Annotated in this window: 10 protein-coding genes, 2 tRNA genes and 1 pseudogene; 1 reads left to right on the top strand and 12 read right to left on the bottom strand. The window is 66.1% G+C overall.

The genetic code is table 11. The features are described 5' to 3' along the window. Positions 1-9: 9 nt before the first annotated feature. The 8 genes and pseudogenes from kdsB to uvrB all read right to left on the bottom strand — a co-directional run bounded on the left by kdsB (position 10) and on the right by uvrB (position 9,494). Positions 10-783 carry a 3-deoxy-manno-octulosonate cytidylyltransferase gene (gene kdsB / locus ACWV8V_RS03035; protein ID WP_121041692.1) on the bottom strand — a complete coding sequence of 258 codons (774 nt, stop codon included), beginning with the start codon at positions 781-783 and terminating at the stop codon, positions 10-12. Positions 784-849: 66 nt separating this feature from the next. Next, positions 850-1,872, bottom strand: a complete 1,023-nt coding sequence (gene lpxK, locus ACWV8V_RS03030) for a tetraacyldisaccharide 4'-kinase (protein ID WP_455898918.1) — start codon at positions 1,870-1,872, stop codon at positions 850-852. Further along, on the bottom strand, positions 1,872-3,620 hold the full coding sequence (gene msbA, locus ACWV8V_RS03025; RefSeq protein WP_259260250.1) for a lipid A export permease/ATP-binding protein MsbA: 1,749 nt from the start codon (positions 3,618-3,620) through the stop codon (positions 1,872-1,874). Before msbA ends, lpxK begins: the two co-directional genes overlap by 1 nt. Then, positions 3,617-4,039: an ExbD/TolR family protein gene (locus tag ACWV8V_RS03020; RefSeq protein WP_019183376.1), complete on the bottom strand. Its 423-nt coding sequence runs from the start codon at positions 4,037-4,039 to the stop codon at positions 3,617-3,619. Before ACWV8V_RS03020 ends, msbA begins: the two co-directional genes overlap by 4 nt. 3 nt (positions 4,040-4,042) lie before the next feature. Further along, a complete protein-coding gene (locus ACWV8V_RS03015) occupies positions 4,043-4,717 on the bottom strand; it encodes a MotA/TolQ/ExbB proton channel family protein (protein ID WP_259260249.1) in 675 nt (224 codons plus the stop codon). After that, positions 4,608-7,129: pseudogene (locus ACWV8V_RS03010) on the bottom strand (DNA internalization-related competence protein ComEC/Rec2). The gene ACWV8V_RS03015 and the pseudogene ACWV8V_RS03010 overlap by 110 nt, the downstream one beginning before the upstream one ends. Before the next feature lie 152 nt (positions 7,130-7,281). Beyond that, positions 7,282-7,356 (bottom strand) — tRNA-Val (locus tag ACWV8V_RS03005). A 107-nt stretch (positions 7,357-7,463) separates the two neighbouring features. Then, positions 7,464-9,494 carry an excinuclease ABC subunit UvrB gene (gene uvrB / locus ACWV8V_RS03000; protein WP_259260246.1) on the bottom strand — a complete coding sequence of 677 codons (2,031 nt, stop codon included), beginning with the start codon at positions 9,492-9,494 and terminating at the stop codon, positions 7,464-7,466. 152 nt (positions 9,495-9,646) lie between these two features. Between uvrB and ACWV8V_RS02995 the strand changes: the two genes are divergently transcribed. Then, a complete protein-coding gene (locus ACWV8V_RS02995) occupies positions 9,647-10,183 on the top strand; it encodes a GspH/FimT family pseudopilin (RefSeq protein WP_259260244.1) in 537 nt (178 codons plus the stop codon). A gap of 71 nt (positions 10,184-10,254) precedes the next feature. Here the strand turns inward: ACWV8V_RS02995 and ACWV8V_RS02990 are convergent. The 4 genes from ACWV8V_RS02990 to ACWV8V_RS02975 all read right to left on the bottom strand — a co-directional run bounded on the left by ACWV8V_RS02990 (position 10,255) and on the right by ACWV8V_RS02975 (position 15,907). Next, a tRNA-Asn gene (locus tag ACWV8V_RS02990) sits at positions 10,255-10,331 on the bottom strand. Between the two features lie 70 nt (positions 10,332-10,401). Next, complete coding sequence (locus tag ACWV8V_RS02985; RefSeq protein WP_455898917.1) at positions 10,402-10,818, bottom strand: type IV pilin protein; 417 nt, start codon at positions 10,816-10,818, stop codon at positions 10,402-10,404. Positions 10,819-10,841: 23 nt separating this feature from the next. Further along, entirely contained in the window at positions 10,842-15,425 is a 4,584-nt protein-coding gene (locus ACWV8V_RS02980) for a pilus assembly protein (protein ID WP_455898916.1), read from the bottom strand. After that, on the bottom strand, positions 15,422-15,907 hold the full coding sequence (locus ACWV8V_RS02975; RefSeq protein WP_259260239.1) for a pilus assembly PilX family protein: 486 nt from the start codon (positions 15,905-15,907) through the stop codon (positions 15,422-15,424). Before ACWV8V_RS02975 ends, ACWV8V_RS02980 begins: the two co-directional genes overlap by 4 nt. Positions 15,908-15,910 lie beyond the last annotated feature (3 nt).

Genomic DNA, 15,910 nt, shown 5'->3' with positions numbered 1-15,910 from the left:
GTGCCACGGTCACGGGTGTGCTGCCCACCAGGCCTCGGCACGCGCCAGATCGTCCGGGGTGTCGATGCCGGGCGGGAACTCGGCCGGGGTCAGCGCCACGCTGATGCGGTGCCCCGCTTCGAGCACACGCAGCTGCTCCAGCGACTCCAGCTGCTCCAAGGTGCCGGCCGGCAACGCGGCGAACTGGCGCAGGAAGCCGGCGCGGTAACCGTAGATGCCGATATGGCGCAGCCAGTGCGGGCCGGACAGCGTGTCGCGCGAGCGCGCGAAGGCATCGCGGTGCCACGGAATCGGCGCGCGGCTGAAATACAAGGCATCCAAATTCTGCTTGCGCACCACTTTGACCACGTTCGGGTCGAACAGGGTTTCAGCGTCTTCCACCGGCGTAGCCAGCGTGGACATCTCCGCACCGCTGTAGACCAGGGCTTCGGCCACCGCGCGGATCCCTTCGGCCGGGGCGAAGGGCTCATCGCCCTGCAGGTTCACCACCAGGGTGTCATCGGACCAGCCGGCCTGTGCGGCGCACTCGGCCAGCCGATCGGTGCCGGAGGCGTGCTCGGTGGAGGTCATCGCCACGCGCACTTCGGCCAGGCCCTGCAGGGCCTCGGCGATGCGCTGATCGTCGGTGGCGACCCACACCTCGCGCGCGCCGGCGAGCAGCGCGCGTTGCGCCACGCGCAGCACCAGCGGCTCGCCGCCGAGCAGGCGCAGCGGCTTGCCCGGCAGCCGCGAAGCGGCATAACGGGCGGGAATGGCGACGACGAACTCGACGGAAGCGCTCATGGGGAATGACCTGTACGAAAGGGATGCAGTCCGGGCGTCAGTGTGCCGCAACCGGCACCAGGCCCGTCAACGCTTGCCGAGCTTCTCGACGCGGTCCAGCAGGCTGATCCAGAACGCCGCCGGCAACTCGGCCGACAGCGGCACGGCGAAGTGCCATTCGGTCGCGAAGGCCTTGCACTTGACCGCGTCCTTCTCGGTCATCAGCACCGGCAGTTCACTGCCGAAGCGCAGATCCGCTGGCTGGTAGGCATGGTGATCGGCGAAGGCATGCGGCACCACACCGATGCGATGCGCGCGCAGCATGTCGAAGAAGCGCTGCGGATTGGCGATACCGGCCACGGCATGTACGCGCTGGCCCTGGAAATGCGAGAGGCGCCGCGCGCGGCCGCCCTGCAGCGGCTGTGCGCTGTCGATACGCAGCGGCATGGGCCATTCGCCGAAGCCGCAGGCGGTCTGCGCTTCGGTGCCGTCGCTGGCCTGGCCCATGTTGACCACGCGGAAATCGCAGTCGCGCGCACGGCTGGCCGGCTCGCGCAGTGGGCCGGCGGGAATCAGCCGACCGTTGCCGTAGCGGCGCTGTGCGTCGACCACTTCAATTTCGATGTCGCGCGCCAGCCGGTAGTGCTGCAGGCCGTCGTCGCAGACGATGATGTCGCAGCCCGCATCGACCAGCGCCTTGCCGGCCGCCACACGGTCCGCATCCACCCGCACCGGCACGCCGGTTTTCCAGGCGATCAGCACCGGCTCGTCGCCGCCGACGGCGGTATCGGTACTGGCCAGCACCCAGCGCGGGGTGCCCGCATCGTCGCGACCATAGCCACGGCTGGCGACCCCCGGCTTCCAGCCCGCTTCGCGCAGGCGGTTGACCAGCGCGATCGTCAGCGGGGTCTTCCCAGTGCCACCGGCGGTGACATTGCCGACCACCACCACCGGCACCGGCAGCGAATGCCGTTTCAGCCAGCGACGCCGATACGCCATCCGGCGCAGCGCGACCGCCGCACCGTACAGCGGTGACGCCAGGCGTGCCAGGAACGGAATGGCGCTGCCGTCATACCAGTACGACGGCGTGTGGGTGCCCTTGCCTGCCATCAAGGCTGCCTTTCGCGGAACTGCATCTTGTGCAGGTGCTCGTACAAGCCACCCAGCGCCAGCAGTTCGTTGTGCGTGCCACGCTCGACGATGCGGCCATGGTCCATCACCAATACCTGATCGGCATGTTCGATGGTGGACAGACGGTGCGCGATCACCAGCGTGGTGCGCTCGGGCATCAGCCGCTGCAACGCATCCTGCACCAGACGCTCGGACTCGTTATCGAGCGCGGCGGTGGCTTCATCCAGGATCAGGATCGGCGCATCGCGCAGGATCGCGCGGGCGATCGCCAGGCGCTGACGCTGACCGCCCGAGAGCAGCGCACCGTTCTCGCCGACGGGGGTCTGCAGCTGCTGCGGCATGCGCGCGATGAACTCCCACGCATTGGCCGCTTCGGCCGCAGCGCGGATCTGCGCTTCGGTCGCATCCATGCCGTAGGCGATGTTGGCGCCCACGGTGTCATCGAACAGCATGACCTTCTGCCCGACCATCGCCACCTGGCGACGCAGGTCGGCCAGCGGGTAATCATCCAGCGCCACGCCATCCAGCGTGATGCGGCCACCGCTGGGTTCGTAGAAGCGCGGGACCAGCCGGATCAGGCTGGTCTTGCCGCTGCCGGAACGGCCGACAATCGCCGTCACCGTGCCGGGTTTGGCCACGAAACTGATGTCGTCCAGCGCGATGCCGGTGTCTTCGCGATAGCGCAGCATCACGTGCTCGAACGCAAGCTCGCCACGTGCACGGCCGATCCGCTGGATGCCTTGATCCCGCTCGACCGGCATATCGAGAATCCCGAACAGGCGCTCGGCCGCGGCCACCCCGCGCGAGATCGAGGTCTGCACACTGGTCAGGCGACGCAGCGACGGAATGATCGCCATCATCGAGGTCATCAGGCCCATGAACTGGCCTGCGTTGAGCTTGCCGGCCAGCGCCTCGCGGGTGGACACCCACACGATCACCGCCAGCGCCAGGGCCGCCAGGAACTGCACCGTGCTGGAGGCCAGCGCGCGCGTGGTTTCGACCTTCATGTTCAGGCCGAGCATGCGGTTGGCGAGCTTGGAATAGCGCGAAATCTCGTGCGCCTGGGTGCCATGCACTTTCACTTCCTGCTGCGCAGCCAGGGACTGTTCGGCGGTCTGCGCCATGCCGCCCATGCCGTCCTGGATGCCGCGGCTGATCCGGCGGTAGCGCTTGCCCACGATCGAGACGATCACGCCGATCAGCGGCACCACCACCAGCATCGCCATGGTGACCTTGACGCTCATCTGCAGCATCACCACCAGCATCGCAATGATGGTGAGGGTATCGGCCACCAGGGTCTTGAGCGCATCGGCGCTGGCCTGGGTGACCTGCTCGGTATCGAAGTTCAGGCGGCTGACCATCACCGGCGTGGCCTCGGCATCGAAATGCGAGGACGGCAGATGCAGGTACTTTTCCAGCACCTGCTCACGCAGATCGCGCACCACGCTGCGCCCGGTGCGGGCCAGCGCGTAATCACTGACCAGGGTCGCCAGGCTGCGCATCATGAACAACCCGAGGATGGTCAGCGGCAGGATCACCGCCATGCGCGGCTCCGGGTTGACGAAGCCCCGGTTGACCAGCGGCTCCATCAGCTTGGTGAAGCTGTAACCGGCCAGGGCCTCGACCACCATCGCGACCACGGCAGCGACCATGAACACCCAATAGGCACCGGTATACCCGAGCAGGCGCTTGTAGATCGGCCAGACGGGGGAATGTTTCTTGCTCATGGACGCACCTCCGGCGCGGTAGCGATGGCGATGCGGCGGAAGCCCAGCTGGCCCAGAGCATCCTGGGCCGTGACGACAGCCTGGTAAGGCGTGCGCGCGTCGGCGCGCAACAGTACGGTCTGTTCCCGATCGCTGCCGGCGACGGCGGCAATGGTCTGCTTGACCGACTCGACGTCGGTGCGCAGCACTTCCTGGTCGTTGATGAAGTAACGCCCTTCGGCATTGACCAGCACGCTCAGCGAGCGCGGCGGCTCGGTGGTGTCCTGCTGGCTGGCGGTCGGCAACTGCAGCTGCAGCGTGGAGCGCGCATCGAAGGTGGTGGTGACCACGAAGAAGATGATCAGGACGAGGATCACATCGATCAGGGGAACCAGATCGATATGCGGCTCGTCCTGGATCCGGTCATTGCGGATGCGCATCCGTCAGCCCTTGACCGTGACCGGTGCCGCACCCGCCTGCGCACCCGCACCGCGCGGCGCGTTGTTCATCACGCCGGGGCGACCATCAAGCGCATCCAGCAGCGCCGACGCCTCCTGTTCCATCTCGATCACGTAGCCGGCGATGCGGCCTTTGAAATAGCGATGGAACATCAGCGCCGGAATCGCCACGATCATGCCGGTGGCGGTGCAGACCAGCGCCTTGCCGATACCGCCGGCCAACTGGTTCACATCGCCCACGCCGTGGTCGAGGATGCCCATGAACATCTGGATCATGCCGACCACCGTGCCGAGCAGGCCGAGCAGCGGGCCGGCCGAGGCGATCGTGCCGAGGGCATTCAGGAACCGCTCCATGCGGTGAACCAGATGCCGGCCGGCATCTTCGATGCGCTCGCGGATCTGATCGCGCGGACGGTTGCGCGCTTCCAGCGCCGTCGCCAACAGTGCGCCCAGCGGCGAGTTGCCGCGCAGCGATTGGATATGACTTGGGTCGAGCTTGCCGCGCGCGGCCCAGTTGCGCACTTCCTGACCCAGCCCGGGGGGCAGGACTTCATTGCGCCGCAGGGTCCAGAAACGCTCCAGGACGATTGCCAAAGCCAGTACGCCCAACAGCAGCAGCGGCAGCATCGGCCAGCCACCGGCCTTGACCAGTTCCCACACGTTTCAATCCTCCGGCCCAGCGGCCGCCTGTTTGATCGCCGATAGGATAGCAGCCGGCCGGCTCCGCTCCGCGGCATCCCACCAACGCCGCTCGAAAACCCGTTGTTCACGCACCTGCAGGCCTTCACGCCCGAGCCAGACGCGAACCGCGCCGCTCTCGGCCGTGTTGAGCACTTCGGCGCCCACGGCCTGCCAGCGCTCCACCACCTCGGCACGCGGATGGCCGAACCGGTTGCGATGACCTGCCGAGACGATCGCCAGCCGCGGCGCGACCGCCGCCACCCAGGCTGGCGTGGACGAACTGGCACTGCCATGGTGCGGAACCACGACCGCCTGGGCCGCCAGCAGCGCGCCTGCGTGCCGGACCAGCAGGGCCTCGCTGCGCTTCTCGATGTCCCCGGCCAGCAGAATCGCCCCCTGGTTGGTTTCCAGCCGCAGCACGCAGCTGCTGTCGTTGGTCGGCTGCGGCACGTCACGCGGGGGATGCAGCACCCGGAACGTCACGCCATCCCACTGCCAGGCTTGCCCGGCATGGCAGGCCGATGCGCGGCCACGCAGGGCGCCGGGCGGCGCCTGCAGCGTCGCGCCGGGAAAGCTGCGACGCACGCCGCGCAGTCCCCCGGTGTGGTCGCGATGGTCATGGCTGATCATGATCCGGTCCAGCCGCCCCTGCCCCAGCGCACGCAGGGTGGGTACCACGATCCGCTCGCCCGCGTCGAAGCCATCGTCGGCACCGGGGCCGGTGTCGTACAGCAGCGTGTGGCGGCGCGTGCGCACTGCTACCGCCAGGCCCTGCCCCACATCCATCACAAGGAGTTCCACCTCGCCCTCAGCCGGCCCATGCCGCGCCGGCCACAGCAGCGGCAGGCACAGCAGCAGTGCGGGGACCCGGCCACCACTGCCACGCGGCAGCAGCAGCCAGAACACGCCGAACACGGCCGAGATCAGCGCCCAGCGGTTGGACTGCGGCAGCCACCACAGCGACAGCTCGCTGCGCGCGGCATACCCGAACAGCCACCAGCTCGCCTCGAAACACCACGCGGCCAGCTGCCACGGCCAGCGTCCGGCGCCATCGATCAGCGCCTCCAATGCAGTGCCCAGCAGGGCCAGCGGCACGACCACCATCGTCCACCAGGGAATCGCCACCAGGTTCACCAGCGGCCCCGCACGCGAGGCCTGCCCGAACAGCGCCACGGTCAACGGCAGCAGCGCCACGGTCGCCACGCCCTGCGCGCTCAGGAACCCCCGCAACCAGCCCTGCTCACGCCCTGGCAGGCACCAGATCAGCCACAGCACGCCGGCGAAGCTCAGCCAGAAGCCGGGTGCAAGGACGGCGAGCGGGTCGAACAGCAGCATGGCCAGCGCCGCCAGGGAGAGCGACTGCGCCACGGTTGCCCGCCGCCGGTTGCAGCGCGCGGCAGCCACCACCGCGATCATCAGCACCGTGCGCACCGTCGGCAGCGCGAAACCGGCCGCTGCGGCGTACAGCGCCGCGCCTGCGACGGCCGCCACCGCGGCCCCCATCGGACGCGGTACGTACAGGCCGAGCATCGGCAGGCACCGCCAGACCCCGCCCGCCAACAGAGCAGCGACGCCGGCCACCACGCCGACATGGAAGCCGGAGATCGCCACCAGGTGGGTCACCCCCAGCGCGCGCAGGTCGTCCCAGTCGGCCTGGCTCAGGCCGCGGGTATCGCCCAGTGCCAGCGCCTGGACGAAGCGACGACCATCGCTCTGGACCGCCCTGGCGATCGCGTGGGCCATCCGCTCGCGCCATGCGGGCAATCCGGTCGGCTCACCCAGCGGATGCGCCTGGGCAGGCTCCCGTACGTGCCCGCTGCCAGCCAGCCGTTGCCGCAACGCATAGCCCTCGGCATCGAACCCGCCGGGGTTTATCCGCCCGCGCGGTGGCCGGGCACGGACCGTGAGCGACCAGCGCTCACCGGCCCGGAGGGTGCGCCTTCGATCATCGGCTGCGCCGCGAAAACCGTCATACCAACCCAGTGCCAGGTCACGGCCGCGGAGCTCGGCGGGCATCGCCGGAGCATCATCCACCCGGAAGTGGAAGCGGGTACCGCCGGGGCCGTGGTGAGGCAGGCTGATCACGCGCCCGTGCAGCGCATGGTCCACCGGCGGACCACCGGGGGGCAGCTGCTGCGCCAGCCCGGCGTGGGCATGCACGGCGGCCCAGCCGAGACCGACGAGGGCAGCGCCGAGGAGGCGGAGGCGGGAGGGCAGGATCCAGAACAGGAAACCGGACGCTGCCGCGGCAACGCCCCACCCCAGTGGCAGCAGCCGGGGCGAGAAGACAATCGTGCAGATGCCTGCCAGCAGCGCGACGACACACGCCTTGCCGAAGATCGGCAGAGACGCGTGTGCAGCCACGTTGCCGGTGTGTCGCACTCGTCGCATGGGCAGCACCCAGGAAACCCTGAGTGTCGACGGCGGACACAGTGCGGGGTATCAGTGCGGCATGCAGGCCGTTGTCAGGAAACGCACATAGCAAAAAAGCCAACCCGAGGGCTGGCTTTTCTGTTGTGCCACGACAGTCTCCGGGACTGAAGTGGTGGGCGGTACAGGGTTCGAACCTGTGACCCCTACCATGTCAAGGTAGTGCTCTACCGCTGAGCTAACCGCCCGTTTTGCTTTCCTGCCCCGCTGCGAATGCGTCGGTGCAGGCCGCGTATATTACGGACGCCCCCTGGAAAGCGCAACACTTTTGTGAAGATATTTCACAACGGGGTGTTCAGCCCAGACTGGCCTCCTTCAACTGGCGAATCTGATCGCGCACGCGGGCCGCATCTTCGAACTCCAGATCGCGGGCGTGCTGGTACATCTGCTGCTCCAGGGCCTGCAGGCGCTTGGCGATCTGGGCCGGCTCCATCGTGCGGTAGTCGGTGGACTCTTCGGCCACGCGCCCGCCCTTGCCTTTGCCCTTCCCTTTGCCGCGCGACTCTTTCTCCGCCGCTTCCGAACGCGCACCTTCGAGCACATCGGTGATCGGACGCAGCACCGACTTGGGCACGATGCCGTGCAGTTCGTTGTATTCGACCTGCTTGGCGCGGCGGCGGTCGGTCTCGTCGATCGCGGCCTGCATCGAGCGGGTCATCTTGTCCGCATAGAGGATCGCCTTGCCGCGCAGGTTGCGCGCGGCGCGGCCGATGGTCTGGATCAGCGACCCGGTCGAACGCAGGAACCCTTCCTTGTCGGCGTCGAGGATCGCCACCAGCGATACCTCCGGCATGTCCAGGCCTTCGCGCAGCAGGTTGATGCCGACCAGCACATCGAACTTGCCCAGGCGCAGATCGCGGATGATCTCCACACGCTCGACAGTGTCGATATCCGAGTGCAGGTAACGCACGCGGATGCCGTGTTCGGTCAGGTACTCGGTGAGGTTTTCGGCCATGCGCTTGGTCAACGTGGTGACCAGCACGCGGTCGCCGAGCTTGATGCGCTCGTTGACCTCGGACATCAAGTCATCGACCTGGGTGCCGACCGGACGGATCTCGACCACCGGATCGATCAGGCCGGTCGGGCGCACCACCAGCTCGGTGATCTCGCCTTCGGTTTCGCGCAGCTCGTACGGCCCCGGCGTGGCCGAGACATAGATGCTGCGCGGGCAACGCTCTTCCCACTCTTCGAAACGCAGCGGGCGGTTGTCCAATGCCGACGGCAGGCGGAAACCGAACTCGACCAGGGTTTCCTTGCGCGAGCGGTCGCCTTTGAACATCGCGCCGATCTGCGGAATGGTCACGTGCGATTCGTCGATCACCAGCAGCGCGTCCGGCGGCAGGTAGTCGAACAGCGTTGGCGGCGGATCGCCGGCGTTCTTGCCGGTGAGATGGCGCGAGTAGTTCTCGATGCCGTTGCAGTAGCCGACCTCGGCCATCATCTCCAGATCGAACTGGGTACGCTGCGCCAGGCGCTGCGCTTCCACCAGTTTGTTCTGCTCATACAACTGCTCAAGGCGGACCTTCAACTCGGCCTTGATCGTGTCCACCGCCGACAACACGCGCTCGCGGGTGGTCGCGTAGTGGGTCTTGGGATAAATCGTGTAGCGCATCATCTTGCGCAGGCTTTCGCCGGTCAGCGGATCGAACATGCTGATCTGCTCGACTTCGCCCTCGAAGAGTTCGATGCGCACTGCTTCACTGTCCGATTCGGCCGGGAACACATCGATCACTTCGCCGCGCACGCGGAAGGTGCCACGGTGCAGCTCGAACTCGTTGCGGGTGTACTGCAGCTGGGTCAGGTGCTTGATCAGATCGCGCTGGTCGATCCGCTCACCGGTGGAGAGGATCAGGCGCATCGACAGATAGTCTTCGGGCGCGCCCAGGCCGTAGATCGCCGACACCGTGGCCACCACGATCGCATCCGGGCGCGACAGCAGTGTCTTCGTCGCCGCCAGGCGCATCTGCTCGATGTGCTCGTTGATCGAACTGTCCTTCTCGATGAAGGTGTCCGACGAAGGCACATACGCCTCGGGCTGGTAGTAATCGTAGTAGCTGACGAAATACTCGACCGCGTTGTGCGGGAAGAACGATTTGAACTCACCGTACAGCTGCGCCGCCAGCGTCTTGTTCGGCGCCATCACCAGGGTGGGTTTCTGCACCCGCTGGATCACGTTGGCGACCGTGTAGGTCTTGCCGGAACCGGTGACGCCGAGCAGGGTCTGCTTGGCGATGCCCGCCTCGAAGTTGGCGGTCAGTTTCTCAATGGCCGCCGGTTGGTCGCCCGCCGGCGAATACGGGGATTCAAGTTGGAAACGATCGCTCATGGTGCCGCCACTGCCGGGAAGCCTCCAGTATAACGGCCGGGTTGGTGACGGCCGGTTGAGGGGAGTGCCGACAGCAAAACGCGGCATGAACCGGCGGCGAGCAGGCCTCCGGACCGCCAGAGTGAAGATCGCCCGCACCCCGGACCGTCACCGTGGAACACGCCCGCCCCCTGCCCCGTCCGGCCGCCTGCGCCGGCGTGACGCTGATCCAGTCACTGATCGCCATGGCGATCCTGGCCATCCTCACCGGCATGGCCCTGCCGGCCATGCAGCAGACCCGGGACCGCCTGCAGGCCGACAGCCTGCGCATGCAGCTTGCCTCGGCCTTGGCGACCGCGCGCAACACGGCGATCACCGAACGGCGCCGGATCGCAGTGTGCCCGACCGACGACGGCGTCCATTGCGGCCGGGACTGGAGCCGCGGCTGGATGCCGTATCGGCATGGTGAGCCAGCCGCAGGCCAGACCCTGCCACCCGCGCCGATTCTGGTTCATCAGCACACGCGCACTCGGCTGAGCGCCTTTGGCAGCACCCATAAACCCACGATCCAGTTCCGACCGGATGGTCAATTGAACGGCAGCAACCAGTCGGTCATTTTCTGCCTGGAAGGCCTGTCCCAGGGCAAGGTCGTGGTCAGTCGGACGGGCCGGGTGCGGAGCGAGCGTCCGCGGCGGCCCACGGCCTGTTGAATCCACCCCGGACCTGGGATCCGCATCCTGGAAAAAACAAAAGCCGCGATTGCTCGCGGCTTTTGCAGATCTGGCGCCCGAAGTTGGACTCGAACCAACGACCCCCTGATTAACAGTCAAGTGCTCTAACCGGCTGAGCTATTCGGGCGGGGTGCGCATTCTAGCCAGCATCGGCGGTGGGATGCAAGTAGTCCACGACGCGCGCTCGCCGAGAGACGTCACCAGCAACCTGACACCACCGTTTCAGCCGGTGTCTTGCGCCCCGCCTGATCCAGCGACAACGTGCCGCACTTGTCGTTGGCCTGGCTGCCGCCCTCGACCGGAACAGCCTGGATACCGAACGTGCTGGCCGTGGGATCCTTGTCGAAACCCAGCGTGTAACGTGCCGTGCCTTCGCGCGGCGACTGGGCAAACGCAAGCGTGGCGGCGGCGTAGGTATTCTGCACCGTGTGATAGCGCTCCAGGTTCTGGGCCAGTTCGACCAGATCGGCCTTGGCCTGCGCCCGCCGCGACTTGCGCACGGAGTCCTGGTACGCCGGTAGCGCCACGGTCGCCAGGATGGCCACCACGGCCACCGTGATCATCAGTTCGATCAGGGTGAAGCCGGTGACACGGCGGCGGTAGGCTGTCTGCATGGGTGCTCTCGTCATGAAGGTCATCAGCGCACCTGCCGCCAGGACTGGCGTCCGCAAGGGCGCGGCATGTACAACGGATCGGCACTGCCCGTACGCAGCACGTAGGTGCAGATGTCGGATTTGAGCAGGTCATCCAGACCACAGGCCGGATCGGCCGGGTCGCATGCCTGCAGCTTGTTGTTCGGCAGGAAAATGTTGTTGTCGCGCATCGGCGGCCCATTGCTGTCCTTGCCGCCACTGGTCAGCTTCGCGCCACCGCAGTTGCCGGTGCACAGCGGATCTCCTCCGGGCGTGTCACTGAGCCCGCCGAGTGCACCAGCACCGGTAAGCAGGCTCAGCGAATAGCGCCAGTTGATGCCGCCACCGCCACCGCAGACCGCCTGACCGGGTACGTAGCTGTTGAAGAACACCGCACCGCTCTGAATGCGCGGATTGCCGATGAAGCGCTCGCCATCAACGACGCCTCCAACGATCAGGTCGACGTACCAGCCCCGCTTGCTCACGTAACTGACCGCGTTGGCGCTGACGTAACGGTAGCCATCATCCGCCAGGCTGATCTGCTGCGCGACAAGATCGTCGCGACTGCCGACGGTGGTGGCCAGGTTGTCCCATACGCTGTACAGGGACTGGACGGGAGAGTTGGAGCTGACCGCATTGTCGTCGCTGGCGAAATACTGCCCCGTGCCAAACAGAATGTTGTAGCCACGACCGGCGGCGCGGGTGACCTCAAACCCACCGGTAATCGGCTGGGCCACGCCATTGCGGCTCGCGGTGAACAACGGCGCGCCGCTGTAGGCGACCGCCCAGTTAGCCGGGTCGGGATCGCGTAGATCGAACTTCCAGAGATTACCCTGCATGTCACCACCGTAGACCGTATCGGCGATGCGGTTGTTGTTGCTGGCCGCCACCGCCACGACGTTCATCAGACCGTTGCGCAGCGCGTAGCCCCCACCGCTTGGCGAAAGACGGTTGAGCACCTGACCGGTCTGGATATCGACCACGAACAATACCGGCTTGCCACTGGAGGAGTTGATGCCGTTACCGAAGATCGCCACGAAACGCGGTGCGGCATTGGCATCCGCCCCGCTGACCGGAACGATGATCGGCTTACCCAGTGCGAAGCCCATATCCGAATCGGTTTTGCCGGACAGCTCCCACAGCACATTGTCCTTGGTGAATCCGGTGGGGTTGCTCACGTTCAGCGCGAACATCGACCCGTTGCCCACTGCGGCCGCATTCGGCGCGCGGTTGGCGCCGCCGGCACCGGTCGAACCGACCAGCACGGTGTGCCAGGCATCGCCGTAATAGACATCCGAGGAGGTCAGCGCGCCATCCACGTAGTACCGGTGGGAGTAGCTGGGGTTGGCCAGTTCCGCCATGTGCTGCAGCGACGACGACGGGATGAAGGCCAACACCTCACTGCCTGCACTGGCGCCCGTGGACGCGTCGAAGCCGTGCAACATGCCGTCATTGGCGCCAACGTACAGCATCGTCGGCGGCCCCCCCGCGGCCTTCTTGGCCGCGAGGTATGCGCGGTAGCGACTGCCCAGCGTGGCCTTCCACGTCGGTGTGGCCGTCCAGGATCCGTAGCCGAAATTATCGGCCGTGGAGACGATTTCGGTGGTGGAATTGACGATGTCGCCGAGAATGGCGCTTCGCGAACGGAAGCCACTGATGGCCGAGCCCTTCAGGTAGTTCACCAGATCGGCCACGGTATGCGAGCCGAACCAGCTGGGCACGGAACTGCTGAAGCCCAGGTTGCCCAACTGCGCTGCTCGATCGGCGCCGGGGATGTTGTTGGCCTCGAACGGGGCCGCCGCCACCGGCACCAGCGTGCCACTGCCACTGACCGTGGTCGGCGCGGTGGACATGACGATGTTGCGGCCACTGGAACTCATCTTGGTCGACGCGCGCCACAGCACATCGCCATCGGCACCCAGCGCGCCCACCTTGGTGGCCACTACATCACCGGTCCAGTCGTTGGTTCCCGAGGGAACCTTGTAGCTGGCCGATACCGTGAACGAGCCGGTGCTGATGCGCGAACCGGTGCCACCACCGCCGACCGGGGCGTCACCCTCGGCGGCGCTTTCAAAGATCGCCTCCAGCGCCGCCTTCAGCTTGGCCGGGTTGCGGGCCAGGAAGTAATTGTCCGGCACGCCGGCCTCCCGGGTGTCCCATTTGCCACTGGGCACGCCGTACTTGGCCGCGTACCACAACGGACTCTGCAACTGGTTGGCCTGGGCGCCGCTGAGCTTGTAGCGGACCACCGAAGGCTTGGTCCAGTCATTGGGGGGATTCTCGGTGGAGCTGATCACAGACCCGTTGCTGTTGCCGGGACGCAGCAGCAGGCGCTGCACGTTGCTGGCCGCGTTGGAGCCGACGATGGTGTAGCCGGTCAGCATCGCATTGCCCGCATACGCCGACAGATTCTCAAGGCGGACAAGTACCTCGTCCTCACCGATGGTCGCATTCAACAACTGGTTGGAGCAGACCGCGTTGTTGGGTGAACGCCAGCACATGTCGGCGATGCCGGCCTTGTCGCCACACGCCGCGCCGACGCAGTAGCTCATCATCGTCACGACGTCATTGTCATGATCGTTGCCCCACAGCGAATCCTCCCAGACCAGCGAGAAGCTGCCGGACTTGCCATCGGCACGGTACGGGCGGCCATAGATGTGTTTGGGCGCCACCGACGCTTCCTTGGTGCCGATGCCGACCGAGCCAAGGAAACAGCTTCGCCACCCGGCATCGGCCGCCTTGGCGCCACCGGTGTTGTTGGCCTGGCACAGCGGCGACAGCGAGATGGTGCCGCCGGCAACGCTGATGTCGAACTTGGGCAGGTTCTCGGCCATGGCCACGGTGTACGTGGTCGCAGTGACCTTGTAGTCCGCCGGCTTGCCGGCCAGGCCCGGACGCAGATCAGTTTCCGCCGCCGCCTTGGACAGACCGGCGAGGAGGTAGCTGCCCTCCGTGGACGGAATGTCCGGGCAGATGCCGCGGACCAGACTGAGCTGGTTGACGGTCAGCGCCTGACAGATGTCTTCGTGGGTATTGATGGAGGCATAGCGGGCGGTGGCGCCGACGCGACCGGCCAGATAGCTTTTCCCATTGATGCCCTCCGCCGCGCCCAGCGCATCGGTGGCCGACTCCGCCGTAGCAAGGTGGGGCACGGCTCCGACGTTGTCGCTGTCGAAGGACGGCAGGCCCGACGACATCACCAGAATGTTGCAGGTTGCACAGTACGAGTTGCCACCCTGGGCAGGGCTGCGGTAGGGATCCTTCCATTCCACGCCCACCGGCAGCCCGGACAGATCGCCGGTATCGCCGTACACCTTGGTGCCGGCACCCACGTAGCGGAGCGCTTCGGCGTACATCTCGGCCAGCGGGTTACCCCAGGCGCTGCACTTTTTCGCCTTGTCACCCGATGCACCGGGATCCAGCAGATTGCCGCGGTCGCCGAAGCCCTGGCGATTGAGAATGCTGTAGTCGTTGCAGTCGTTCCAGTTATTGCTCCAGTTCCACTGATCAATGCGGAAATTGGACATCGTATTGATGATGCCCTCGGTGCCGCTGTTGCGCGCCAGACACAACTGACCCGTGGCGAGATTGATTTCATCACCGGTATCGCACAGCTTGGCGCCATTGCCGGCGATCTTGCCGATGTTCCGGCGCAGGACGCCGCCATCGCGCGGGCTGGAGTAGGTGCCGCTCACCAGGCCGAAGCGCAGGCGACCACTTTCACCATAGGTCTGCAGCAATCCACTGGGCTTGTAATGATCGGTGGTGCCGTCGTTGTACTTGCGGCAGAAGCTCTCACGATGGCTGTTCTGGCCGGGATCGCAGACTTCCACGCGCACGGTGTAATCCACCACGGCCTTGGGCGTATCCGCGCTACCCTCGCCACTGCGGTTGACACCACACTGATACGACGCCGTCGACGCCCATTCGGACCAGTTGCCGCCGGCCACACGCATCAATGGAGCCCCACCGGCACTGATGCTGGCGTTGCAGAACGAGGCGCTCGCGGTCAGCGGCGTGAACTTGCCGATGTCCGAACCGGTGTAGACCTTGACCCACGCATGCAGGTCATTGGGGATCTGCGCACGCTCGATCACGGTCTTGTTGGCGTCGTCGGTGGAACGCTGTCCGCCATAAAGCACGTAGCGCATGACGTCCAGCCGGCTCATCGTGACCCAGTTGAGGAAGTTCCCCGACCACGCACCACCGCACTCATGCTTGTTGGTACCCGTCGCTTCACCCGACGCCTTGAACACGCTGCTCGCGTAGCCGTAGCAGAGGTTCGAGTCGAAGTAACCGGAATAGGAGAACTTGTCCTGGTAGGTGGTATCGATGATCTTGTCATCGTCCAGATCGCTGTAGTCGCTGTAGGCCTTGTTGAACAGCTGCTCGTCGCGCGACATCACCATCATCATCAACGGCGGCTGGCTCTGCTTGGTGTAGAGCGGCTCCTGCGCAATGTCGTAATCACCGAGCGCGGCGCGCAAGGGCACCACGCGGCTGAGCAGGAAGCCCACCGCGAGCACGACGAAGCCGATGCGCAATCCGTTGATGGCGCGCTTGCTGAGAGGGAAGCGGTCAGAGGTCATGGGATATAGATCGTGTCGACGACCGCACTGGCCGAGGGATTGTCCGGGTCATCACTGGCCAGCGCCGTGATCTGATAGATGTTGCCGGTGTCTTCGTTCTCGCGACCGCCGAGGCCGCCGCCACTGCCCGCGGTTACGCATTTGTCCATGCGTCGGGTATAGCTGGCCTGCGCATCGGTAGTGCCGTCGGCCCAGGTCAGCGGATCGAAAATCGGGCTGCACTCTTCCTGATCGGCGCTGTAGGTTCCACCTGCCGCCAGTTGCGTCTCGATCGTGCTTTCCATCGAGCGCGCATCCGCTTCGGCATTCTGGAAGGCCAGGTTGGTACGCAGATAGTTGGCGGCCATGCGCTCCTGCATGCCGGTCACCTGCATCCCGGCAATCCCGAGCAGGGCCAGCAGGATCAGGATGATCAGGGCCACGTACAGCACGGCGCCGTTCTGACGACGAGGTGCGGTGAAAGGCTTGCGACGCGATGCCATGAT

Source organism: Stenotrophomonas sp. Ker107b (assembly GCF_053847245.1).
The sequence above is the reverse complement of the archived record's forward strand: the minus strand, read 5'-3'. Positions and strand labels throughout refer to the sequence as shown.

What these genes read in the sequence shown, in the direction of transcription:
- uvrB (WP_259260246.1), bottom strand. Translation starts at nt 9,494, where the DNA reads ATGAGCGATCGTTTCCAACTTGAATCCCCGTATTCGCCGGCGGGCGAC.
- lpxK (WP_455898918.1), bottom strand. Translation starts at nt 1,872, where the DNA reads ATGGCAGGCAAGGGCACCCACACGCCGTCGTACTGGTATGACGGCAGC.
- kdsB (WP_121041692.1), bottom strand. Translation starts at nt 783, where the DNA reads ATGAGCGCTTCCGTCGAGTTCGTCGTCGCCATTCCCGCCCGTTATGCC.
- msbA (WP_259260250.1), bottom strand. Translation starts at nt 3,620, where the DNA reads ATGAGCAAGAAACATTCCCCCGTCTGGCCGATCTACAAGCGCCTGCTC.
- ACWV8V_RS02975 (WP_259260239.1), bottom strand. Translation starts at nt 15,907, where the DNA reads ATGGCATCGCGTCGCAAGCCTTTCACCGCACCTCGTCGTCAGAACGGC.
- ACWV8V_RS03020 (WP_019183376.1), bottom strand. Translation starts at nt 4,039, where the DNA reads ATGCGCATCCGCAATGACCGGATCCAGGACGAGCCGCATATCGATCTG.
- ACWV8V_RS02980 (WP_455898916.1), bottom strand. Translation starts at nt 15,425, where the DNA reads ATGACCTCTGACCGCTTCCCTCTCAGCAAGCGCGCCATCAACGGATTG.
- ACWV8V_RS02985 (WP_455898917.1), bottom strand. Translation starts at nt 10,818, where the DNA reads ATGCAGACAGCCTACCGCCGCCGTGTCACCGGCTTCACCCTGATCGAA.